Origin of the sequence: Paraburkholderia sp. MM5482-R2 (genome assembly GCF_050436125.1) — a bacterium.
GTDB lineage: Bacteria > Pseudomonadota > Gammaproteobacteria > Burkholderiales > Burkholderiaceae > Paraburkholderia > Paraburkholderia tuberum.
The window spans coordinates 3,725,685-3,749,108 of the sequence record NZ_JBNDLP010000002.1 but is presented as its reverse complement, the minus strand read 5'-3'; the positions used below and the strand labels follow the sequence as shown (position 1 = coordinate 3,749,108).

22 protein-coding genes and 2 pseudogenes are annotated in these 23,424 nt (G+C 57.8%); 11 read left to right on the top strand and 13 right to left on the bottom strand.

Annotated features, from left to right (window positions below):
* Positions 1-112: 112 nt before the first annotated feature.
* A complete protein-coding gene (locus OKW37_RS20145; RefSeq protein WP_429404506.1) occupies positions 113-1,003 on the top strand; it encodes an HNH endonuclease in 891 nt (296 codons plus the stop codon).
* Here the strand turns inward: OKW37_RS20145 and OKW37_RS20140 are convergent, their stop codons facing one another.
* Positions 1,004-1,354: a nucleotide pyrophosphohydrolase gene (locus tag OKW37_RS20140; protein WP_429404508.1), complete on the bottom strand. Its 351-nt coding sequence runs from the start codon at positions 1,352-1,354 to the stop codon at positions 1,004-1,006.
* Between the two features lie 825 nt (positions 1,355-2,179).
* On the opposite strand from OKW37_RS20140, the gene OKW37_RS20135 reads away from it, so the two are divergent.
* Positions 2,180-4,174, top strand: a complete 1,995-nt coding sequence (locus OKW37_RS20135; protein WP_429509901.1) for an AAA family ATPase — start codon at positions 2,180-2,182, stop codon at positions 4,172-4,174.
* A gap of 493 nt (positions 4,175-4,667) precedes the next feature.
* On the opposite strand, the gene OKW37_RS20130 is transcribed toward OKW37_RS20135, so the two are convergent.
* The 5 genes from OKW37_RS20130 to OKW37_RS20110 form a co-directional block, all read right to left on the bottom strand.
* On the bottom strand, positions 4,668-5,003 hold the full coding sequence (locus OKW37_RS20130) for a hypothetical protein (protein WP_429404512.1): 336 nt from the start codon (positions 5,001-5,003) through the stop codon (positions 4,668-4,670).
* Positions 5,004-5,058: 55 nt separating this feature from the next.
* Positions 5,059-5,433, bottom strand: a complete 375-nt coding sequence (locus tag OKW37_RS20125; RefSeq protein ID WP_429404514.1) for a hypothetical protein — start codon at positions 5,431-5,433, stop codon at positions 5,059-5,061.
* A 67-nt stretch (positions 5,434-5,500) separates the two neighbouring features.
* Positions 5,501-5,836, bottom strand: coding sequence for a hypothetical protein (locus tag OKW37_RS20120; RefSeq protein ID WP_429404516.1), 336 nt, complete (start codon positions 5,834-5,836; stop codon positions 5,501-5,503).
* Positions 5,837-6,035: 199 nt separating this feature from the next.
* Positions 6,036-7,073 carry an HNH endonuclease gene (locus OKW37_RS20115; protein ID WP_429404518.1) on the bottom strand — a complete coding sequence of 346 codons (1,038 nt, stop codon included), beginning with the start codon at positions 7,071-7,073 and terminating at the stop codon, positions 6,036-6,038.
* A gap of 87 nt (positions 7,074-7,160) precedes the next feature.
* Positions 7,161-7,964 carry a hypothetical protein gene (locus tag OKW37_RS20110; protein ID WP_429404520.1) on the bottom strand — a complete coding sequence of 268 codons (804 nt, stop codon included), beginning with the start codon at positions 7,962-7,964 and terminating at the stop codon, positions 7,161-7,163.
* Positions 7,965-8,378: 414 nt separating this feature from the next.
* On the opposite strand from OKW37_RS20110, the pseudogene OKW37_RS20105 reads away from it, so the two are divergent.
* Positions 8,379-8,948, top strand: a pseudogene (locus tag OKW37_RS20105) (recombinase family protein); the annotation flags it as partial.
* Between the two features lie 182 nt (positions 8,949-9,130).
* On the opposite strand, the gene OKW37_RS20100 reads toward OKW37_RS20105, so the two are convergent.
* Positions 9,131-9,406 (bottom strand): helix-turn-helix domain-containing protein, encoded by a 276-nt coding sequence (locus tag OKW37_RS20100; RefSeq protein WP_429509900.1) that lies wholly within the window; start codon positions 9,404-9,406, stop codon positions 9,131-9,133.
* On the opposite strand from OKW37_RS20100, the gene OKW37_RS20095 reads away from it, so the two are divergent.
* The 5 genes from OKW37_RS20095 to OKW37_RS20075 all read left to right on the top strand — a co-directional run bounded on the left by OKW37_RS20095 (position 9,392) and on the right by OKW37_RS20075 (position 14,011).
* A complete protein-coding gene (locus OKW37_RS20095; protein ID WP_429404522.1) occupies positions 9,392-10,462 on the top strand; it encodes a lysozyme inhibitor LprI family protein in 1,071 nt (356 codons plus the stop codon). The two genes, OKW37_RS20100 and OKW37_RS20095, sit on opposite strands and share 15 nt — an antisense overlap.
* Positions 10,463-10,597: 135 nt before the next feature.
* On the top strand, positions 10,598-11,587 hold the full coding sequence (locus OKW37_RS20090) for an ADP-ribosylglycohydrolase family protein (protein ID WP_429404524.1): 990 nt from the start codon (positions 10,598-10,600) through the stop codon (positions 11,585-11,587).
* 41 nt (positions 11,588-11,628) lie between these two features.
* Positions 11,629-12,279, top strand: a complete 651-nt coding sequence (locus tag OKW37_RS20085; protein WP_429404526.1) for a hypothetical protein — start codon at positions 11,629-11,631, stop codon at positions 12,277-12,279.
* A 12-nt stretch (positions 12,280-12,291) separates the two neighbouring features.
* On the top strand, positions 12,292-12,624 hold the full coding sequence (locus OKW37_RS20080; protein ID WP_429404528.1) for a cyclic-phosphate processing receiver domain-containing protein: 333 nt from the start codon (positions 12,292-12,294) through the stop codon (positions 12,622-12,624).
* A gap of 220 nt (positions 12,625-12,844) precedes the next feature.
* Entirely contained in the window at positions 12,845-14,011 is a 1,167-nt protein-coding gene (locus OKW37_RS20075) for an FRG domain-containing protein (protein WP_429404530.1), read from the top strand.
* A gap of 298 nt (positions 14,012-14,309) precedes the next feature.
* Here the strand turns inward: OKW37_RS20075 and OKW37_RS20070 are convergent.
* Positions 14,310-15,877, bottom strand: a protein-coding gene (locus OKW37_RS20070) for an IS3 family transposase (protein ID WP_429402993.1) whose coding sequence is annotated in 2 segments (ribosomal slippage) — positions 14,310-15,439 and positions 15,439-15,877 — 1,569 coding nt in all. Because the reading frame shifts where the segments join, the coding sequence is not laid out codon by codon here.
* A gap of 288 nt (positions 15,878-16,165) precedes the next feature.
* On the opposite strand from OKW37_RS20070, the gene OKW37_RS20065 reads away from it, so the two are divergent.
* Entirely contained in the window at positions 16,166-16,633 is a 468-nt protein-coding gene (locus OKW37_RS20065; protein WP_429404532.1) for a hypothetical protein, read from the top strand.
* A 67-nt stretch (positions 16,634-16,700) separates the two neighbouring features.
* Positions 16,701-17,741, top strand: a complete 1,041-nt coding sequence (locus tag OKW37_RS20060) for a PIN domain-containing protein (RefSeq protein WP_429404534.1) — start codon at positions 16,701-16,703, stop codon at positions 17,739-17,741.
* A gap of 81 nt (positions 17,742-17,822) precedes the next feature.
* Here the strand turns inward: OKW37_RS20060 and OKW37_RS20055 are convergent, their stop codons facing one another.
* Entirely contained in the window at positions 17,823-18,806 is a 984-nt protein-coding gene (locus OKW37_RS20055; RefSeq protein ID WP_429404536.1) for a tyrosine-type recombinase/integrase, read from the bottom strand.
* 140 nt (positions 18,807-18,946) lie between these two features.
* Positions 18,947-19,426 carry a cyclic pyranopterin monophosphate synthase MoaC gene (moaC, locus tag OKW37_RS20050; protein ID WP_429404538.1) on the bottom strand — a complete coding sequence of 160 codons (480 nt, stop codon included), beginning with the start codon at positions 19,424-19,426 and terminating at the stop codon, positions 18,947-18,949.
* 186 nt (positions 19,427-19,612) lie between these two features.
* On the opposite strand from moaC, the pseudogene OKW37_RS20045 reads away from it, so the two are divergent.
* Positions 19,613-21,271 (top strand): annotated as a pseudogene (locus tag OKW37_RS20045) (M48 family metalloprotease).
* Positions 21,272-21,301: 30 nt separating this feature from the next.
* Here OKW37_RS20045 and OKW37_RS20040 read toward each other — a convergent pair.
* From OKW37_RS20040 to OKW37_RS20030, 3 genes are read right to left on the bottom strand one after another with little or no spacing between them, the layout of a single operon-like run.
* The gene (locus tag OKW37_RS20040; RefSeq protein ID WP_429404540.1) at positions 21,302-21,877 is read right to left on the bottom strand and encodes a DUF2946 family protein; all 576 of its coding nucleotides are present in this window, start codon (positions 21,875-21,877) and stop codon (positions 21,302-21,304) included.
* Positions 21,870-22,922, bottom strand: coding sequence for a hydrolase (locus OKW37_RS20035; RefSeq protein ID WP_429404542.1), 1,053 nt, complete (start codon positions 22,920-22,922; stop codon positions 21,870-21,872). Before OKW37_RS20035 ends, OKW37_RS20040 begins: the two co-directional genes overlap by 8 nt.
* A gap of 52 nt (positions 22,923-22,974) precedes the next feature.
* The gene (locus OKW37_RS20030; RefSeq protein ID WP_018421709.1) at positions 22,975-23,421 is read right to left on the bottom strand and encodes a nuclear transport factor 2 family protein; all 447 of its coding nucleotides are present in this window, start codon (positions 23,419-23,421) and stop codon (positions 22,975-22,977) included.
* Between the last annotated feature and the right edge of the window lie 3 nt (positions 23,422-23,424).

Below are 23,424 nucleotides of genomic sequence, written 5' to 3'. Positions count from 1 at the left end.
ATGTCTAGCACCAGGTTCAGCCGGACGGCAGTAGATAGGATTTTTTTGTGATATCGGACGCGCTGGCGGTGTAACTCGTCGGCGATGGTCTACTAATACACACGGGGATTACATGTTTGCGATTGCGCCGACCGATCTTGACTGGTTTGAGCGGCTTAGAGCCGCGCCAATAGGCCGTTTCGTAAATTTTTGGACACCGACACCTTGGGGTGTGAAAGGTCTTGGAAAGGGAGAGCGACTGTATTTCATGTTAAAGGCACCGGTGCGCAGGATCGGTGGCTACGGCATCTTTAGTCGCTATGTGGACATGACGGCAGAGGCGGCATGGGACGCCTATGGGCTGGGGAACGGTGTAGATAGTCAAGCGGATTTGGTTGCTAAGATCGGGGGATTTGCGCACAAACGAGCGAAGGGGCACGTCCCGACTGTCAATCCCGTAATTGGATGCATCGAGTTGGAAGACGTTGTTATGTTCGACGACGACCGCTTCCTTGTTCCAGAGACGTTCGGTCATCTCTTTCCGCCGCAGATCGTCAAATTCAAACGCTTCCCTGAGCCAGATGGCTTTGCGGCCCACATCGGCGGGAGTGCAGCAACGAAGCCGTTCGAGATGGTAACGGGCCTCGTGAATCGCAAGCCGTCTCAACGCAAGGACCGGAAGGGGCAATCCGCGTTTCGCCAGCGCATACTTCGCAACTACGACCATCGCTGCTGCGTCTACGGCGAATCGGTTGTGGAGTTACTGGAAGCCGCTCATATCCAGCCTTACATCAACGAACAAAGCAATCATCCCCAGAACGGCCTCTGTCTGCGGGTGGATTTACATCGATTGTTTGATGAAGGGTTGCTGGCAGTTACGGATGAGTTCACTTTGAAGGTAAGTCCGCGACTTGCGGGCACGTCCTACGCCGAATTGGAGGGGAGGAAGCTGACGCTCCCCGCGCACCCGTCCGCATGCCCGTCCAGCGAGGCTTTGGCGTCTCATCGAGAGAGCTTCCGATAATCAGAGTTCGGAATATTTCGCGGCGGTTCCTCTTGCTTTGTCCACTGGGTAGCGTTCCGCATTCAGCCTGAGCTTTTCTGACGCTGCATCGAGGAGATCGAACCCCGCCGTATGGGCGACTAGCAAAAGGTAGATGAACACATCCGCGCATTCATGCTTGATGTTGTTTGCTTGTGTCGGATCGAGGAGGAGGGCTTCAATCTCTGAATCGGTCTTCCACTGTATCGTCTCCAGTAGCTCACCGGCCTCAATGCTGGTGGAGACAATCAGATTGCGGAGAGTATGAAATTGCTGCCAGTCGCGGGCGTCGCGGAAGTCCAGCACTTGCTTCAGCAGATCGTTGATTGTCATACCTTCTACCCTGATAATTTCTAGGCCCACGCATTCGCGTCTTGTGACATGGGAGCGGCACATCATTGTGCCCGAATCCAGTGGTGCGTTATCGTTGTTGCCTGTTGCCTGTTGCCTGTTGCCGACGAACCATTGGTGACTGCAGGTGGTGACTGCAGGTGGTGACTGCAGGTGGTGACTGCAGGTGGTGACTGCAGGTGGTGACTGCAGGTGATGACTGCAGGTGGTGACTGCAGGTGATGACTGCAGGTGATGACTGCAGGTGGTGACTGCAGGTGATGACTGCAGGTGGTGACTGCAGGTGATGACGGCTGGGTCGTTGGTCCGCCAGTCCAATACATTGTTCGACCGGATGGTATCGCCGCGACTGTGATGGGGCACCCACGAAGCGGAGCGCCTGTCAAGAATTTGATTGACAGATGTGGGCGATTCAGGCATAATGCGTATTACTGAGTTTTGACTTCGTTCACGCCTTTGGCTGAACAACACTGAGCGGCTTCTGCCGCAACGCTCGACTGTTCTGGTCAAGCGCTATATGAAATCCCTTTAGCAGTACCCAAGCCGTTCTCGGACTTATTGTATCGTCGCATCCCGCATGGCGTTCGTGCGCCTGATGAGACGCCGTCCGGGAGTTCAATCTAACAGTGGTTTCCTTACCGTCCGTTGACATCGTCGCGTCTGCGATGTCAACTCGATCAGGATTCCGAATCACAAGAGTGCATTAGCACATAAAGAAATGTTGTTTTGTAATTCATATGTAACCCTCTTCCAGTCGCCGTCTGGCACTGGGTTCTTCGCAATCGCGTTCTCCCAAGGTGCTGAATGATGTCGGCGCTTACTCTCCAACAAAAGCCGGTTGCCTTGGGTGTCAACTTCGACGGTATTCCCGCATCACTGAAAGAGCGCCCGCAGTGGGTCCTGTGGCGATGGCAGTACGACAGTGAAAGTGAACGCTGGACGAAGCCACCACGGCAATCCGATGGTCGGTATGCAAAGACAAGCGATCCCGATACGTGGACTACGTTCGATGATGTTCATCGTGCATACCTCGACGGCGACTTCGACGGCATTGGCATTGTTCTTCGCGATGATCTGGTAGGCATCGACCTTGACCATGTTATCGATGAATCGGGCGAACTCATACCGCTGGCTGCCGAGATCGTCGAACGTTTCCGTGGCGCATACATGGAAAAGTCGCCAAGCGGCGACGGTCTGCACATTTTCACCCACGGAAATTTTCTCCGATTCGGCAAGGGCGCTGAACACAAGAACATCGAATGCTACGGCGAACGCGGCAGCCGCTATTTCACGGTTACAGGCCATGAACTAAGCGACGAGGCCGACATCTCCGATCAGCAGGACGCCCTTGACTGGCTGTACGAGACGCATTTCCGTAAACCTACGGCGGCGGATGCGAAATCGCCAACCCATGTCGATGGTGGCGTCGCCACGCTATTGGATGACGCGGTCATTCTGGCAAACGCAGCGCAAGTCGGTGACGGCAAACGATTCCGCAAACTGTTTGATGACGGTGATTTCTCCGATTACGCGAGTCAGTCAGAAGCGGACCTAGCGCTTGCGAACATGTTGGCCCGTGCGACGCAGGACGGCGAGACTCTCGACCGGCTGTTCAGGGTGTCGGGGCTATTCCGACCTGAGAAGTGGGACAAACCGCATTCCGACGACGGCCAAACCTACGGCCAGACAACCGTCGCCAAGGCACTGACGGGCAAGAATGCGGCGAAGTCAGTCGAAGCTGCTGCACCCCGCACGGGCCGGTTCGTTCGCGCTGCCGATGCGATGACCGAAACGCACACTGTTGAGTGGCTGATTGACGGCGTCATGGAACAAGGCACGTCCTGCATGCTGTTCGGCGCTTCGGGCAGCGGCAAGAGCTTTGTTGCAATTGATTGGTCGTGCTGCATTGCGACCGGCACTGACTGGCATGGTCAAGATGTCGAACCGGGTGCCGTTTTCTACATCGTAGGTGAAGGTCAGAAGGGCTTTGGACGACGGTTGACAGCGTGGCAGATGAAGAACAAGGTGTCGTTGCAGACGGCGCCGCTCTACCTATGGCAGTCTCCGATCCCCCTGTCTAACCCTGATAGTGTGAAGTGGCTGGCTGCTGAGATTGCGAAGGTCGCATCCCCGAACAATCCGCCGCGAATGATCGTCATCGACACACTGGCGCGAAACATCGGTAACTCAGACGAGAATAGCAACCGGGACATGGGGCTTCTCATGAACCTGCTTGATACTCATCTGCGACTTCCTTTCAATGCGTCTGTCGTCATTGTCCATCACTCAGGGAACGGCGACAGAGATCGGTTGCGTGGTGCATCCGGCCTGACTGGTGCAGTGGACTATGAGTATCGCGTGGACCGGAAGGGCGATGCCCGTGCTTTAGTCTGCAAGAAGAACAAAGAAGGTGAAGAAGGCGAAGATCGGCAGTTTCGGATCGAGCGCGTCCCGCTTGACGGCAATATTTCGTCTGCTGCCCTTGTTATGCTCGATGCGCCATCGAAGAACGCTGCTGGTGTGAAACTGCGTGCACCGTCAATCACGTGCCTTTCGATATTAAAAGAAATGACGAATGTCTGCGGTGTTGTGCCAGATGACGACTTGCAGAAAGCCCTTGGCTTGTCGTGTCCGGGACTCGTTGTTCCCAAAGATAAGTGGAAGGACCAATCTATCGACGCTGGCATCACAAAGGTTCCGACCGACGATGCCAAGCGCAAAGCGTTTCAACGTGCCTTTGACCAGTTGGTGGACGAAGCCAATCTTGTTGGAACCCACGGCGACTGCGTCTGGGCGAAGTAATGCGTGCGGACAACCGGACAGGTCGGCGAAACACGTTGTCCGCCGGTTTGATTTGCGGCCTAGTTTGGACGGACAAGGACACACCCCTATAAGGGGTGCCCTGTCGTCCATAGGTGAAGAAATGAAAAAGATTTTTTCTTTTCTCTGTGGCTTAACAAAAGAGTGGCCGCGCGTCCTGTCCGTCGCTTCGATTCCTTTCCCGGTCTTCTCAACCGGTGCTCCGCGAAGCGCCGCGACCGTAGGAAGCGTTACATGGTCGTCAACCGGTCCGGTTATGCTGATGAAGACGCTGAGCGGCGGCAGTGTTAGCAGTTGAGGATGTATCCGTCAGCAATCGTCCATGCCATAGTCAGCAGTTTGACGGCATCTGTCCCCGATGCTGCGTGCCTGAACTTGGCCGAGATACGGCGATCCGGTACTTGTGCCGGTTCGGGATGGACCATGCCATCTACGAAGTATCTGTATGTCATTTGAATGGCCGACAGTCGGTTGGTCAACTTTGATCGTCGGAAGGCAACGGACATTGCACCGAGATCAGCCGCTTTCTTGCAACCGCAAGCTGTTCGGTCGTGAACAGATCGCGCCATCGCCTCTGAAGTACCAAATACTCGACACTGAGACGAAGATTTTCCCGGCCTCTCAGGAAGAGTTGCGTAAAGCCCTCAGATGGATTGCTGGTCGCCAGAAGCCGGTTAGCCGTTTCCTTTCCGCCATGTTCATTCACCATGCGAAGAAAGTAGGCTGCCCGGTATGGTGGCTTCAGTTTTAGGGCACCGTGGTAGATGCCGTGCATTGCTTGGTCGAAATCTTGGGGCGTTCCTTGAGACATGTTTTCTCGCTTCGCTGTTGTCCGATGACGTATTGCTACCGATCCAAGATCGGATTTATCGCGCCGGTGGGTTTTCTATACGGAAGTAGGTAAGGCTGCGAATAGGTGTGCCGTCCTTCTCGTATCGCCCAAAGCCCCATACATCGGAGCGTTGTTGAAGGACGACCCATACGAAAAGACCAAAGCATTTGCCGGATTCGACTTCGTCGTTCTCGCATGCCTTGCGATAGATCGGTTCATAGACGGTGCGGGACCAATCGTTGCCCGGAATCCATCCTGCAGTGTGTACCGTGCCATCGCTGAGGCGCGAATTGAGCTTGTCCACGATGGCATCGTATTCAGCCGTAGAAAGTCGTTCCGTCCAACGGCGAAAATCCTTTTCATGCGGGACTTCGATGATGTACTTGCCCGCGTCGATGGAATAGAGCATGTGAGATTTGAATAAGTTGAATGTTTTCTGGCGTTGCCCCGGCTACCGTAAAGGCATCGTGCGTCGTTCAAGCCTTTCTGTATATTGCGTGGTTCGATGCTGTTTTACGAACGAACACGAGACCGAAGGCTTCGGCGTTCGCGCGAACGTGCTTTCCGAAAGTTAAGCGGGTCGTTCTGTCCAGCACTTCCCAGTCTTTGAAGCCGACGACTTGGGGAATCTCAAATTCCATCGTTGATGGTAGCGATTTAAGGTTGTCCCGCAGGATGTTACTTACATGATCCAGTGGCGTCAGCGTTCGACCGACATTGGCTTCTAGGATTTCGAGAATCGAACTTACCGGATCGGCTTGCTCTCGCGCCCACCGTTCGAGGTCGCCCGTCAGGTTCAACTTAACTTCCATGCACCTATCTCCGATGTCCACTTCATAGAAGTATCATAGATGTTCACAGAAGTTCTGTCTACTACTGATCCTTCATAGAAGTTCAATGAGGCGCAGGTACGCCGAACGTTCGGATGGGTGTGGTCTAAGCGAACCTGTGCGGTTCCGGTTCGGAAAGCGCGATCTTTCGACCTTAACCGAACCGGATCATGCGAACTACTCAATCAGGTATGAGCACCGGTATCAAGCCAGCCTGGCTAGATGCATCTTGGGGGGCTTGCCGCAGTAGAAAAGACTCCCATCGGTCAGACAGCGCCGCCAGATCGGGGCCAGACGTGCGGTTCACGAAAAGGGGCGTGCCGTCAAATGCTTCGTAGCCCGCTGCCAACACGTCGGGATGCAACTTGACGGTCAGGTTCGAGGGATCGATTGCCAGTAGATCGAGATCGAAGAGGGTGTGCAGGTCACTTCTCAGTAGGAGTCCGTTGTGCGCTCCGTTGTCATTCGTCTCGGCGTATGGCCGGATGTGGGCTGCCTCAACTAGCACAGAAAACTTGCAACCGCTAATCTGACAGGCAGCACCATACCGAGCAAAAAGCCGATTCCGAAACTTTGCCTGCCCGCGTCTCTGATTCACTTCCCGAAGTACCCGTCTTCGCGCTTCGATGACGGAGTGCGGTGGATCGTCGTCCGTACCGTTGTTCACGGTATCGATGTCGATGCTGGTGACGAACTTCTTCACCAACGCGTTGCAATCGGGATCATCGCGCAACCACGGTTCGATCTGCGCCAAGTCGATTTCTTTAATCGACATCTGGTCGTTGGGCCGGACTACCGCGGCAGCCAACCGATCCAATGTCAGACCGGACGGCGCTGATTGGAACGTCTCACCGTAGTGCGCAGCGAATGTTTCAACCGTCACTTTTTCACGTGCCGGTTCCACGAATTCGTGCCGGTTCCGGCACACCCACGGCGGTTCGATTGTCGTTCGATGCTTGATGTCGCTGACGGCACAGACTGGACAACGCTGCCGCTCCTTCTCACCCTTTGCGAGTTCAATGTCGGTGATCTGCGCGACGCCAAGCACGCCCAATGATGAACGAATGACGACCACGTCGTTCTTCGAGACTTGTTGGTGATTGGCGACGAAACTATCGTACCGATAAACCTGTGAAGGATCGTCCTGATAGCCAGTGTTTCCGCCGTATTGTCGGGCGCCATCAACGGCGAGTAGGGACCATGCGCGTGGGTTGTTCATCGTTGTACTGGTATATGTTTCAGTTGATCGTCTAGGGCACGCAACTACGCTGAGAAGCACATTAACTGTGCCGAATTAACCCTGAACCTAGCCGCGTTTAATCTCATCGATCAAGTGCGAATTTCCAACAAGTAGCATTTGCCGGATTCCGTAATTCTCTCGAAGCCACTTTGCATGGTGTCGGAAATAATCCATGTCATCTCCGTCTCCCCAGACAGTATTATCAATAAAGCCGGTAGATTCGGCAATTCTCTGAATCTGATCTCGAAGGTCTCTGATCGAAAGCATTGATTCAGGATCATCAAAGCATTGTTCGAGAGTTCGTTGCATGAAGTCTGATAGGCGAGATGGATCGCGGCTTATGACGTCCGGAGAATGCCAACTGATGTCGGTTCCCGTTTCCGAGTAGGCGTAGTAATGGTTGTGATCTAAGACGCGTTCATGCGGGGGGATCGAAACATGCTCTCGCAAGAAGGGTACGGCACCAAACCTACTTACCCAGCGATGCGTGTGGACTTCGTGGTAAAGCCGATAATAAAATGGATCGACTAGGAAGCGATTCGAGTTTTCAAATAAGGTGTTGTAATACGTTGATTTGTCTAAAAGAAGGGGGGCAACATAAATTCCGCGTGTGTTTGGCGGATTTTCATATGCCAACAAGATGTTGTGCTGAAGGTCATTAGCAGTTTCAGCTTGTTTATGTAGCTGGAAGAAAAGCGTCGGATTATCTTCAAGGCCATTGTTGACGCGAAACTCGCGAATAGTTTCGAGTGGACTTCGGTTCTTTCTGTTTGACGGCTTTACAAGCGAGGCAGGATGAAGTCCTTGCGATTTCTTAAATTGCAGGTAAATTGCAATTCCACGATCAAACAGCTTGTCAGCGCCAGTCACCTGTTCATCGATGTCCAGCAGTCTGAACGGGGTTTACCTCCGGTGGTGTACACCAACCCATGAAGGATGCGACATCAGCCTCAATCTGCTTTTCTGAAAGATTTCCGTTGATGATGTACGCGGGCGTTCTGGTCATTGAATTCTCTTTTTTGTTATGGAAGTCATTTCTTGTATGACCAATCATTCTACGCGACCGCTGCGCCGTCGTTGCGGCTATCCAACGTTATGGGTGCGAAACGGGGGGCGTCACGCTTACCAATACAAACGACCATGTTTCGACAACCATCGGTTTCTGACGTGTCCGAAATCGAGCACTGACGGACACCCATGCACGCGGTGTACGAAAATTAGCTTGTAAACCTTGTGTACGCCTGGTAGGATTCGTACTCCCATTTCGGACATGAACAGGTGCCAATGACAAGACTCTTCGCTTACTGCCGTGTATCGACCGTCGATCAGACGACGGAGAATCAAATACAAGAAATCGAAGCTGCCGGATTCACAGTTGCGAAGCAGCGAGTCATTGCGGAAACAGTATCTGGGTCGGTTCCGGCATTCGAGCGGAAGGGTTTCGCGAAGCTGGTGGATCGACTGGAACAATCTGACATGCTCATTGTGACTAAGCTTGATCGGCTCGGCAGAAACGCGATGGATGTCCGCGCAACGGTCGAGCGACTAGATGCCATCGGTGTTCGGGTTCATTGCTTGGCGCTTGGCGGCGTGGACCTGACAAGTGCCGCAGGAAAGATGACGATGGGCGTTATCAGCGCGGTTGCTGAGTTTGAACGCGATCTTCTTATCGAACGCACGCAAGCGGGACTTCGACGTGCCAAGCAAGAAGGAAAGACGTTTGGCAGACCCTCAGCGTTGACGGAAGCGCAGCGGATGCTTGTGGCGGAAAAACTAGCTGATGGTGTATCCGTCGCTCAGATCGCCCGCGACCTGAAAACTAGCCGCCAGACCATCATGCGGGCACGTGCCAATATGACCGGTGCGACCCTCTCGGCGAATGCCAACGCCGCAAAACAAGGTCAACTCGACCGGGACGGCGTACCGTGCGCACTGATCGACTGGTCGGACCGTCGCGCAACGCGCTGAACATGATGACCTGCTGCCGAGCAAGCGGGTCCGCCCGGCACGTATTCACTGTTTCCCTTGGATTTATCTCATAACCCGGCTTCGGCCATCAGCGCTGACATCGTGGTGCCGAGCGCATCGGCGATCCGCTTTAGGGTAAGCAGGGCTGCCGCATTGTCGCCACGTTCGACTCTTCCTAGATAGCTCACGTCAACTTCCGCTGAAAGCGCGAGTTGTTCTTGAGACCATTCGCGTGCTTGGCGTAGACGACGGATGGCCGCACCAAGGGCTATCAGTGTTGGATTCTGGCGGTGGCTGCTGAGATTTGGCACATCACGCATGGTCAAGATATGATGCCGCTTCATCTAGGGTACATGTACCTTATTTTAGGTTTCGGTAAAAAAGAGGGCGGGAAGAGGTTCAAAAACTCTCTCGATAAAGAAGCAGGCCAAACTCAAGGGGATCCGATGAAATGTATTTTTTGTGCGGAAACGATTCAAGACGAAGCCATCAGGTGCAAGCACTGCGGCGGGGACATAGGAGCAGCAGTCGCCGCAGCACGCGCGGCGGCGGACGAAGATAAGAGAAACCGCAAAGATGCAAAGCATATCGGCATCTTGGGCTTCATCCTGTTTGGTGCGGTTGGCGTGCGGGCGTTCATGACGGTGGGACCGACATGGGCTGCTATCTGTGCGGTCTTCGGGGTCGTTTATCTGCTGCTTGGACCGCGTGCGTGGAAGATGGGGGACGCGGTTCGGAAGGACGACAAGCCCGATCTGATTATTGCGGCGAATCACGCCGAACTTATAGATCAAAAAATGTATTGGGACCTTGGTCCGCAGTTGATCGTCTCGGGCTTCTTGTTTGTCGCGATGGCGCTTGGCCTGTACTTCGTGCTTCCTGTTCAAGAAGTCGTGTTTGGCCTGCAGCAAAATCAGCCTGTCAGTGCAGCCCCGGTTCCAGAGAACCAAGCGCCGGATGAACGGGCTACCAGTACGTCTGCGAGTAGCGGTGGGGCGGCGCAAGACATCCCGCAGGCTTCCGGCACAGGTCCATCGACTTCATCTCTTCCGTCGCAAGAGACGCTGACGACGGCCACAACGCCGAAGCCGGAAACGGCATCGGAACCGACGACCGCGACTCAACCTCAGGCGGATCAAGCTGAATCTGTAGACGCGAGTTTTCCGTGTTCGAAAGCGTCTACGGATACGGAGCGTTTGATATGTTCAAGTGCTGAAACCGTAAGTGCCGACAAAGAATTGGCCGCAGCCTACGCACAAGCACGCAGCCGTACCGGCAATCCGGCTGCGCTAAAGGAAATTCAGCGTGCGTGGATCACCGAATATCGGGATACGTGCAAAGATACCGCTTGTCTTCTCCGGGCGATGACAGCGCGGACACAGGAACTTTCTGCGATCTAACGTTGCCGCAGTGAAGCTGCATGACAGAAGCCGCCACTAAGGCGGTTTTTTCTTTGGTAGCCAGTGCGCTTCTCATTGATCTCGGCTTTGCGGGAATGCGAGTAGGAGCGAACGACCGAAAAGAGGGAAACACAGATGAGTTCAGCAACGAGTTTCATGGACATACGCGCCTGTGACGATCCCCGAATCGGCGGGTTGATTGGGCTACTGGTTGGCGATGCACTCGGCGTGCCATTCGAGTTCACACCATCCCAACGAATTCCGGCGCGACATCTGATCGAGATGACACCGCCCGTTGGCTTCCATCGTGCACATGTTGGCGTGCCGACCGGAACTTGGTCCGACGACGGTGCACAAGCATTGTGTTTGCTTGCCAGTCTCCAAGACAACGGTCGTCTAATCCTCAGCGACTTCGCCAGTCGGCTGCTGCGGTGGCTGGATAACGGTTACATGGCGGTGGACGGTCAGGTATTTGATGTCGGTATCCAGACTCGCGAAGCCTTATCGAGACTGCGTGACGGTGCGTCACCTTGTGAGTCTGGTGGAAGTGACGAATGGAGCAACGGCAATGGCGGCTTAATGAGGGTGCTGCCGCTTGCCCTATGGCATGTTGGGACCGACGAAGCACTCGTTCATGACGCTCATCTGCAATCGGTGCCGACGCACGCCCATCCGCGTTCCCTCGTTGCGTGTGCGTTCTATGTGTTGGTCGCGAGGGCGTCTCTGCGCAAGGTCACGGACCCTTGGTCATGGGCGGACCAACGTCTCGACGTGATATACAGCGATTGGTCGGATGAGCGGGAGCGGGCTGCGCTTCGGGCCGAACTGGACGTGCTGAGAGGCTTTCCGAAGACCGATCAGCCACGCGGGACTGGATACGTGCTGGACACCATATGGTCCGCACGTCGGGCGCTGGAAGAAAAATCGTTTGAAGACGTGGCGCGATCCGCAATTCTTTTCGGGAACGATACCGACACGACAGCGGCTGTAGCGTGCGGACTGGCCGGGATCAAGCTCGGTATCGACGGCATCCCGGCTCGATGGCTGGAACAATTGCGAGGGTATGAGATTGTCGAGCGAATGATAGATCGGTTGGTTCGGCACGACGACATCGAACGTCATTAAACTCGACGCAGTCGTAACTCAACAAGCGAGACGCCAATACTATGCTGACGGGATACTCGGACGAAGTACGGTACCACCCTTGGGTCGGGGATCAATATTGGCAGCAAGAACAGCGCTGGCTGATTCTCGGAGAGTCGAGCTATCAGTTGCACCCTACCGATACGATGGCGGTGCCGGACATGATCCGAGCGCATTGCGGTGATGCGACCGTCGGCTTTGAAAAAGGCACGTATCGAGTATGCGCCGCCGCCGAGCGGTTGATGAGCGGGCGCAACGAGCTTGATCCGGCGAGGTTCTGGCAGAAGGTAGCCTTCTACAACTATGTGCTTGAGAGCATGGCAGATTCGAAGGCCCGCCCGACGACCCTTCAATACCGGCAGTCCCTTCCGGCTTTCAACGAGGTTGTCTGTGAACTCAAACCACACGTCGTTCTCGTTCTAGGTATCAAACTATGGGATGCACTGCCCGGTGAGCGCGAAGGCTGGCAGAAAGGGCCGGAACTTGAAGTTTCGATGCCAACCAATTCGAGAAAACTTAGCCTTTGGACAGCGAACGTTGAGCGCCCACTCAAGCACCACATCTTCAAGTGCTTTCCTGTCGCTCATCCGTCAAGCCGGGGCTTCAAGGCAGACGCATGGAAGGACTGGATGATTGCGGCAAAGGCCACCGTTGCCGCACAGATAGGTCGGTAGGGGACGACTACTATGCCGAAGGCTAGCGCATTTTCATACCGCCTCTTCATCGACGACATCCGTGACCCCATCGACGCCGACTGGCGCATCGCACGCACGTCAGGCGAAGCAATCAGGATGCTGGAAGACCTTGGCTGCCCGAGTGAAATCTCGTTCGATCACGACCTTGGCGGCGACGACACCGCCATGTATGTTGTTAGGCGTCTGATCGACCTTGATCTGGATGCTGCTGGCACCTTTATCCCGACAAACTTCATCTATTCGATCCATAGCGCGAACCCGGTCGGACGAGAGAACATTCAAGGGCTGCTCGGTCAGTATCTGGCCGTTCGGGAGAATCCGTAAGGATGCGTCATTGCGCGAGTTGGTCAGCTTGCCGGCAACCGATTGCGTAACCTAGCGTCTGATGTATGCCACTCTTAGGTGGTGACTTGCGCAGAGAGAGACCGGAGTTGATGTCATCGCGAGTGATAGACGACGGCTGCCACCTGATATTCTTTGCACGCACATTACAACAGTCATGGCGGAACAGTTCCGCCATCTGCACAACAGGGCATCAAGACCTATGGACAGGCAACTATTCGGAACGATTGAAACGCGCCCCGGTAAAGCAAATGTGATGATGTGCTTCGACGAGGACAGGCCAGACGAAATCATGCTTCATTGGTGGGGCGTCGCTGGTGAGCCGACAGTGGCGGCGCTAGGCCGCCGCGTCTCGCAAGAAGGCGACGTTTCAGAATATCAGGCCATCAGGCTTTTCTCGCATGATGAACGAGGTCAAGTGATTGAGCCACCAGTCGATGAAGACACTCGACGACTGCTGCGATCGACTCGGGCAAGTCTGAAAGCTACCCGCACAGGACTAAGGGGTACTTGGCTAGATGCAGATGGACCCGGTGGAAAGATTTCGTTGAAACCGCTTCCGTCGAACGGCGGAATTGCCGACATCCGGCAGTGCGGTTCGTGGGACGAATTCAAGCGGTGGGCGGGCGAGGTGCGGGCGCAAGGTGCTGTTGCGTTTCGCGGGCATGGATCGCACCAGTTTAGATTAGAAACGAGTCTGTACCGGTCGGGCAGAACGCGGTTAAACAGGTATTGTGCAGAGACGTTGCCGGTCTTCCACTCGCACGTGGAAGCTGTAACTAATCGCCGCATCAATCTTGGAGATTCGCTTGACTACTCGATGCTGCTTGGTTTGGCACAGCATCATGGTTTGCCGACGCCGCTGCTTGACTGGACGGGGTCGCCGTACATCGCGGCATTCTTCGGTTTCGCCGATGCGTTAGAGAATCGGTCGTCGCGGTCGAGAGACACCCGCGTGCGTGTCTATGCGTTGACCCGAGCATTTGTCGAACGGTTTTCACCGCCAATCGTGACTGTTCCATTCCTTGAGCCGTACATGTCGTTCCTATATGTTTCTCCAAGAGACAATCCCCGGCTGTACGCCCAGCAAGGACGCTTCCTCGTTTCCAATGTCGGAAACATTGAACAGTTCATCTGCAACATCGAACGACATGAAAATGTGCGGTATCTGATGGCCGCAGAGGTCCCAGCGGCGTTTGCGTCCGAAGCGTTGGGCGATCTCGCGTTCATGGGAGTAACTGCGGCCACCTTATTCCCCGGGTTAGATGGAGTCTGCCGGATGTTGCGGCATGCCATGACCTTTGAAACCACTTCGCTGCCAACGCCGGGGAAGCCGAACGACGGGAGTGAATCAAGCGATTCCGCGTGAATCCTCGCCCGAAAAACCAAGGTGGCGCGGTCCATAGTGTTTTCGATAGGCGAGTAAAGCGGACAGGCGGTTATAGAATCGCAAGGTGTCGGCAAGATAATGAAAGAAAGCTGGCAACAATTCTGTAGACCATCCGGGGACCATCATGAAAACCAAATTGATTGCCGTCTGTTGCTTGTGCCTGATTTCCAGCGTTGCATTTGCGCGGGGTAGCAGCTTTGGTGGCGGACACAGTAGCTACCACTCAAGCAGCAGCGGTGAACACTACCGGCGCGCGTCAAGCAAGTTGTCGCCTCACTCATGCAGCCAGAGGCTGTTTATTTGCGCTGATCGACGCCATCTCGACGACTGAGTCGCGTTCGGGGTTAAGCGTCACGGCACCAACCGGTGTCCAGTTGCGCGTGTGGCGCGACCAGCGGGCCGGATTGCGCTCGCGGGCCCTCTCGTACAGTGCATGCCGAGCGGCGAGAAGCGCACGATCGTCACCGGCGTGACGCTGCGCAGGCGTCACGTAGTGGATGCCACTATGACGATGCTCGAAGTTGTACCACTGCACGAAGCCGGCAGCCCAGGTGCGAGCAGCGTTCAGGTCCTCGAAGCCTGTGACCGGAAACTCCGGCCGGTACTTCGCGGTTCGGAACAGCGCCTCGGCATAGGCGTTGTCGTCGCTGACCCGGGGGCGCGAGTACGACGGCTTGATGCCCAGCCAGTGCAGCATCGCCAGCACGGTAGTGGCCTTCAGCGTCGCCCCGTTATCGCCGTGCAGCACCGGCCGGGCCTCAAGGGCGGCAATGCCTTCGGAGAGCGCCGTACGACGTACGAGATGAGCAGCGTGTTCGGCCGCGTCGCTGTCGTGCACCTCCCAGCCGACAATCTTGCGGCTGTACAGGTCCAGAATCAGGTACAGGTGGAACCATCGCCCTGTGACCGTTGCCGGCAAATAGGTCATGTCCCAGCACCACACCTGGCGCGGCGCGGTTGCAACGTGCGTGGTCGGCGGCCGGCCGCTCGAAGGAGTTCTGGCACGGCCACGGCGCCTCATCTGCCCATGCTCGCGCAGCACGCGTGCAAAGGTCGATTCGCTGGCGATATACACGCCTTCGTCAGCCAGCATCGGCACGATGCGCGCCGGTGGCATGTCGGCAAAGCGCGGCTCGCTGGCTACGCGCAGCACGTTTTCCCGCTCCTGCGGGCTCAAGGTGTGCGCGGGCAGCAGGCGCATCGCGCCGGGCCTGGCGTCGCCAGTGACGAGCCCTTGATTGGCCCTCCAGCGCTGCAGGGTACGCACGTCGATTCCGGCCACCTCGCAGGCCAGGCGCAACCGTGCGCCAGCCAGTCTTGCCGAATCGATTTCCCGGGCCAGGAACTGGCGATCTTCGAGGCCGATCATTCGTCCTCGCCCTTGTCCGTGTTGAAGATCGCCCCGAGTTTTTTTGAAAGAACCAGCAATGCGGCTGCCTCGGCCAGTGCTTTCTCCTTGCGCCGCAGTTCGCGTTCCAGTTCCTTGATGCGACGCTGGTCCTGCTTCGTCTGCTGTGGACTCGCACGGGCCTCTTCGGGCTCGGCCAGCGCCTGCGTGGCCGCTTGCCGCCACTGCGCCAGTTCCTGCGGATACACGCCATGCTCGCGGCACCACGCATTGCGGGCCGTCTCGTCCATCGCTGCCGTGCTCAACACCGCTTCGAAACGCGCGGCCGCTGTCCATGCCCGCTCGCGAGCGGGCATGGACAGCGCATCACTGCGCCAGCGCTCCAGCGTCTGCGCGCCCACACCGATCTCTCGCGCAACCTCTTCCACTGATGCGCTCTCCGGCGGCAGCAACCGCGCCACTGCTCTGTCCTTGAATGTCTTTCCGTAACGCGCCAACTTGTTCTCTCTTTATCGCCCCCAGATTCCAATTTTATCCAGGCGACAACCATTGTGACGCGGGGGGCTACGTCAGCGGCTACACGCGTAGCAACGGCACCTACGTTGCGGGACATCACCAAACCAATCCGAACGGGACGAAGTACGATAACTGGTCGTCGAAAGGGAACGTGAATCCCTATACCGGCAAAGAAGGGACCGTCGATCCGTCCAAGTGAAGTGTGACTATCTTCGGGGCGTCGGTTTGGTCGAACCGCTGCTTTCTTCATTCTAGGTAGTCCGCATAAGATGAGTGACACGGCAAGCACGTTAGAATTTTCGCATCGCTTCAAGTTTGCAGACTGGCCGAACCCTTCCATTCCAGTATTGGCGGCAGGCGTATACGCGATCTGGCACGACGACGCTTTTATCTACTGCGGGATGTCAGGAAGGGAGTTCGAGAAAGCTCAACTTGCGCAGCGAAAGAAATATGGTCTTGTGACACGATTGGCAAGTCATGCGTCAGGAAGACTCAGCGGCGACCAGTTTTGTGTGTATGTGGCGAATCGACTTGTCCTTCCTAGCTTGGGGTTGGACGAGTTACGAAAGTTCGCATCCGGTGAAAATACGCTGGATCGGCTGACCAAGGCGTACATTCACCGCCACTTCGAATATCAGTTTGGGGTCGTTGATTCGAGTAAGCGGGCTTATGAACTGGAAATGCGGATTCGGTCCGGGACTGTCTTCGGGGTCAAGCCGCTCTTGAATCCGGCTTGAAGGAAGCTATCCCGCGATTCGCGGTGTCGGTCAAACTGCTACGCCGTCACAACAATGATTTATGCAGATGTTTAATCTTTTGATCGACACCAGCGTCTGGCTGGACCTTGCGGCAGATGCGAAGCAGACGCCGTTGCTGGACCTACTGGAACGTTTGCTTTCGGACGGACAGTTGACGCTGCTAGTACCGCGCATCGTTGTCGATGAATTCCATAAAAACCGTGACCGGGTTGCCAAATCAAGCGCGAAGAGCCTTTCGGCACACTTCGATCAAGTGAAGAGCGCCATCCGCAAGGCTGATGGCGACAACCGGCAAAAGGGCCGCGTGCTGGACTACCTGTCAGACTTAGGGCACCGTATTCCCATCTTGGGTGGTGCTGCGGACAGCGTTCTGACGCGGATCGCTGCGATCCTGTCCGCATCAACCATCATTGAAGCAACTGATGCAGTTAAGGTTCGGGCGGCAGACCGTGCGTTGCATCGAAAGGCTCCGTGCCATCATGAAAACAAGAACTCGATGGCTGACGCTGTGCTGATCGAAACGTACTTCGAGTGTGTGCGAACGATGGGAAGGACGGGCCAGCGGTTCGCATTTGTAACGCATAACAAGCACGACTTCAGTATCGTCAACGGAAATCAGAAACTGCCACACGTAGACTTCGCTGCTTCGTTCTCGAAGATCAAGTCCATGTACTTCATCAACTTGGCCGAGTGCTTGCGACGTATCGACCCGATGCGGGTTACCTATGCGATGTGGGAGCAGGAATGGGACCAAGAGCCGAGAAGTCTTTCGGAGATGTTAGATGCTATGGACCGGCTGACGACGCAGGTCTGGTACAACCGGCACAAGTACCTTGCGTGGCAGGTTGAGAAAGGCAAGCATAAGATCGTCAGTCGCGAGGAATGGACCCGAAAGAAGCTGAACGGCCAGAACCATACCGTCGAGGACATTTGGAAGGGTGCGCTGAAGTCCGCCAAGAAGGCGGAGCGAAAGCTGGGCGAAGGAAACTATGGTCCTTGGTCTGACTTCGAGTGGGGGATGATTAACGGTAAGCTTTCCGCCCTGCGATGGATGCTTGGCGAAGATTGGGACGAGTTGTACACGTAGCCGGTCGATCCGGGGAAGACTTTGCTTTGACCCGTTACCACGTAGGCAACGGGTCCCACCACGCCAATATCTTCCTGCGATTCAGCCGAGCTTTTGAGCCAACTCAGTTGCAGACGGATGGTAGTACCGCTTCAACATCGCCAAGCTGCGATGCCCGGAGACAGCAGCCAGTTCGATGACGTTCGGCAACTTCTGCGCCAGACGCGTAATCGCCATATGTCGAAGGTCGTGCCAATGGAAGTCGGCGATCCTTGCTCGTTTGCACGCCTTTCTGAAAGCCGCATGCAGGGTGTTGCCCTTGACCGGAATGACTCTGCCTTCGATGGGTCGTGGAAGGCCGACCAACGTGGCGACAGCCTTCTTGGACAACGGAACCGTTCGTGCTGTTCCGTTCTTGGTCATTGGTAAATGCGCGGTCTGGGCTTCGACGTTGACGTTCGACCACCGCAGTTCAACCAGTTCTCCGCGTCGCATACCTGTTTCCAAGCTCAGGATTGTTGCCGGAAGCAACCATACGCTTCGCCGTCCGGTCGGGACCATTGCCGCAAGCAGTCGGGCTTCTTCGTCGGCGGTGAGTACACGATCTCGGCCTTGGGGTGACGGCGGTTTGCGGATTAACGCGACAGGGTTCGCGACGTTGATGTCCCATTCGCGACGTGCATGATTAATGATCGCCGACAGATAGGCCAGTTCCCGAATCACGGTGGCTGGTTTTACCTTCTGTAGCCGTTCGTCGCGGTAAGCGGCAAGCGCTTTAGGGGTCAGTGCCGCCATGCTGAGTTTCGCGATTCTGCTACGGCAGGTCGCACGAAGTCGCGATTTTTCGTCCGCTGCGCCTCGCTGTGTCGGGAAAACGTCAGTGATGTAACGCTCGATGATGTCTTCGAGAGTATTCGCTTCTGCTTCACTGCGACTGACGAAGCTCCCGCGATCCATCTCGGTTTCGACGGATCGCGCCCATCGTTCTGCATCGGCGCGGACGTTGAACGACTTTGTTTCAGCCGGGTATCCCGCACGGCAAATGCGTGCTTGCCACTTGTTACTTCTTTTTCGGATCGATGCCATTTCCCGTCTCCAACTTGGACAGAATTTGGACAAGATCGATTTTTCGTATGCCAGCAGTCAGATTTGTAACGATTCTGTCAGGCGATGGTTTCATCGCACAATCACGCGAAGCGTCGAACTAAGACTTAAACAACAACGACTTAACCCTGCGCCACCCAATCCCCCGACTTCCCGCCGTGCTTTTCCAGCACCTTGACATCGGTGATGGTCATGCCGCGATCCACCGCCTTGCACATGTCGTACACGGTCAGCAGCCCGATCTGCACGGCGGTAAGCGCCTCCATTTCGACGCCCGTGCGTCCAAACGTCTCGACCTGGACCGTGCAATGCACGCCGGGCATCTGCTCGTCGAGTTCGAAATCGGCCTTCACGCGTGTCAGCGCGAGCGGATGACAGAGCGGAATCAGATCGGCGGTGCGCTTCGAGGCCTGGATCGCCGCGATCCGCGCGACGCCGATCACGTCGCCCTTTTTGGCGTTGCCGTCGCGGATCAGCGCGAACGTGTCGGGCAGCATGCGGATCGAGCCACGCGCGATCGCGATGCGCCTCGTCTCCTGCTTGCCGCCGACGTCCACCATATGCGCGTCACCGGCCGCATCGAAATGAGTGAGTTCAGGCATGGTTGACTCCTTCAGAGGGCGCCTATCATAGCAGTGCGGCGCGGCCTCGAATCGTCGCGGCGACTGATTCCACTTGCGCTGTGTCGTGCGCTGAGTTTTGCCTCGTACGCGTCCTGCGACGCCCTTGCCCGTTATCTTAGTCCAGGCCACGCGCGGCGTTTTCGACTTCGTCAGACCGGCTTCGCGTTGCATCCAAAACGATTCCTCGCTGCGGCGCTATCCGTCGCGCTCGCGATGCCGCCGGGCGCGCTCGCGCAATCGGCGGGCGGGGCGGCCACCGTGCCGGGAACGTCATCGTCATCGTCCGAGGCGCCGCTCGTGAGCGGCCCGAGCGACGCGCATGCCGATCCGATCCTGCCGCCCGACATCGCGCGCGGCGTGTTCGGCACCTACGGCGGCGCGCAGAGCCGCTTTTCCAATGGCGGCGGTAGCGGTGGCACTGGCGGCAAAACCGGCAGCAACGACTCGCGCGCGCCGATCGTCGCGCAGCAGTTGCCCGATCTCGGCAGCGGCGGCGCCGGCTCGCTGAGTCCACAGGCCGAACGCAAGCTCGGCGAGCGCGTGATGCGTGAGATACGCCGCGACCCCGACTATCTCGACGACTGGCTCGTGCGCGACTATCTCAATTCGGTCGCCGTCAAGCTCGCGGCAGCGGCCAGCGCGCTGTACATCGGCGACTATCGTCCGGATTTCGAGCTGTTCGCGGTGCGCGACGCGCAGATCAACGCCTTTTCGCTGCCGGGCGGTTTCATCGGCGTGAACACGGGGCTGAACGTGACGACGCAGACGGAGTCCTAGCTCGCGTCGGTGCTGGGTCACGAGATGGGGCACGTGCTGCAGCGGCACATCTCGCGGATGATCTCGAACGGCGAGCGCGGCGGCTACGCGGCGCTCGTCGGTGTGCTGTTCGGTGTGCTGGCAGGCGTACTCGCGCATAGAGGCGACCTCGGCAGCGCGATCGCACTCGGCAGCGAGGCGTATGCGGTCGACAGCTAACTGCGCTTCTCGCGATCGGCCGAGCAGGAGGCGGACCGCGTCGGTTTTCTGCTGCTCGCCGGCGCCGGTTACGATCCCTACGTGATGCCCACGTTCTTCCACCGGCTCGACCGCGCGGCGATGAACGAAAACGGCATTCCGGCCTACGCGCGCACGCACCCGCTGACCGTCGAGCGGATCGCCGACATGGAGGACCGCGCGCGGCGCGCGCCGTACCGGCAACCGCATCAGGATCCCGAGTACGGCTTCGTGCGGGCGCGCTCGCGTCTGTTGCAGGACCATTCGCGCAGCGAATACGCGGACGAGATTTCGCGATTGCGCTCGGAAATCGAGGACCGCACCGCGCTGAACGTCGCGGCGAACTGGTACGGCATCGCTTACGGGCAGCTGCTGCCCGAGCGCGATTCGCCGAGCCTCGACGTGCTCGCGACCGACATCGCACGGAGTGCCGGTCACACCGACGAAGCCGCGCGTCTCGCCGAGCTCGCGCAGAAGCGCTGGCCGCAATCGAACGCGGCGATCGACATGCATATCCGCACGCGGTTCACGCTGCATCGCTTCACCGACGCGCAGACGCTCGCGAAGCAGGAGACCCGGGCGCATCCCGATCAACCCGCGTGGTGGCTCTATCTCGCGCAGGCGAGCGCGGGCAGTGGCGATGCATTGACGCAGCATCGCGCGATGGCGGAGAAGTTCGCGCTGGAGGGCGCGTGGCCATCGGCGATCCGGCAGCTGAAGGACGCGCGCGACCTGAAGACGATCGGCTATTACGACCTCGCGACCGTCGACGCGCGCCTGCACGAGATGGAGAGCCGATACAAGGAGGAGCGGCTCGACGAGAAAGGGTAAGGTGGACGTGAACGCGCGCCGCTGCGCGCGTCAGACCTGCGCCGCCGGGCTCGCGACGAAGCCAAAGCGCGCGGCCACCTGATCGCGTCGCACGCTTTGCAGCGGCAAGGCGCGCTGAACACTCCAGTGGAACGCACCGCTCAATGAGCCATCGTCGGCGAGCGTCGCGTGATCGGAGAAGAGCTCGAGGTCGTGATCGTGCAGCACCGCGATACGTGCTGGCTGCGAGCGATCGGCAAACAGAATGCCGCCGTCTTCATCCGCGAACACCGCCGTCGGCTCGAACGCGCCGCCGCCCTGGTCGTGCAGCGCGAGCGTTCCATCCGCGTGCGCGGACAATCTGACCACCCACGGCGTATAAGCCAGCTCGACATACACGCGCTGTGGTCCGTTCTGAAAAAACCACTGCCCGCGCTCATCGGCCTCGTAGTTCCGGTTGATGAAGCCAAGCAGCGCCTCATGCCGGATCGGCACGCCGGGCGCGCCGCTCGCCTGGGCCGCTTCGTCGCGCATGCGCCAGTTGCCGCGGCGGTCGAGCATCAGCCAGCCGGTGCAGCTCGGCACGTTCGGCCATTTGGCGAGCGCCTGTTTGACGATGTCATCCATGATCGACGTGTCGCTCCAGATAGCCGAACACGCGCCGCGACAGCCAGTCGATGCGGCCCGGGAACGGCCCGGTCATGAAGCCCGCGTGGCCGCCGTGCTCAGGCTGATAAAGCTCGACCGCCGCCGACACCTCGTGCCGCGACGGCAGCGCTTCGGCCGGCAGGAACGGGTCGTTGCGCGCGTTGAGCACGAGCGTCGGCACCTGAATGTGCGGCAGCAGCGGGCGGGTGGTTGCGGTGCTCCAGTAGTCGTCGGTATCGCGAAAGCCGTGCAGCGGCGCGGTCACGACGTTGTCGAACTCGTACATCGTGCGGCTCGCGAGCATCGCGTCGCGATCGAACAGGCCTGGGAACTGCTCGAGCTTCTGGTTGGCCTTGTGTTTCAGCGTCTTCAGGAAGCTGCGCGTGTAGACGAGGCCGAAGCCCTGCGACAGCGCGCGGCCGCCCGCATGGACGTCGATCGGTGTCGAAATCGCGGCAGCGGCGGCTACCACCCGCGCCGCATCGGCCTGCCGCTCACCGAGCCAGCGCAGCAGCACGTTGCCGCCGAGCGACACGCCCGCCGCGACCACCGGCCCGCGATGCGCGGCGCGCAGGCGGCGCAGGATCCAGTCGACCTCGTTGCTGTCGGCGAGATGGTAGAAGCGCGGCAGCCGGTTCAGCGGGCCGCTGCAACTGCGAAAGTGCGGCACCACGCCGTGCCAGCCATATTCGCGCGCGGCGGCCATCAGCGCGACCGCGTAGTGCGACGACGAGCTGCCTTCCAGGCCGTGAAACAGCACGAAGAGCGGCGCGGCGTCGGTGGGCGGAGTATCGTGCGCGACCCAGTCGAGATCGATGAAATCGCCGTCCGGGGTGTCCCAGCGCTCACGGCGAAACGATACCGCGGGGCGGCGCGCGAACAGCGACGGGACGATCGTCTGCACATGCCGGTTCGGCAGCCAGAGCGGCGCGCGGTACAGCAGCTCGACGGCCGCCTCGACGGCGGCCGCCACCTTGGCGGGGGCCGTACCGGAGGAAGCGGGTTTATGTGGCGTCGAACTCATACCGGCGGAAAAGCGAGAAAACCTGATTCTGAATCTGTCGTGGTGCCGCGCGTCAGTGCAGCGGGCCCTGGCCATGCCGCATCTTCGTTGCGAACTGGCTGGCGGTCTCGTTCGGCATCGGGCTTGCGTGAATATGCGCAATGCGCCATTCGCCGCGTTCATGGACCATCACGTAGGTGGTGAAGACCATCGCGGGCGTGGCGGTCGGGTCGGCCGGACGATGTGCTTCGGCAATCGCATAGACGACGGTGCCGAGGCTGTCGTAGACGCGGATGTCGAGCGGCTCGATCGACACCGGCAGCGCTTCGAGCTGGACCTGCAAGCCATTGCGAATGCTCTCGAGGCCGTGCAGATGCGAGCCGTCCGCGCAGATGCAGCTGACGAACTCCTCGTCGATCCACAAGCCCATCAAGCTGTCGATATTGACCTCGGCGACGGCCTGATAGTAGGCGTTCAGGGTATCGGCGGCGGCTTCGAAGATATGGGCAAAACGTGGCATGGC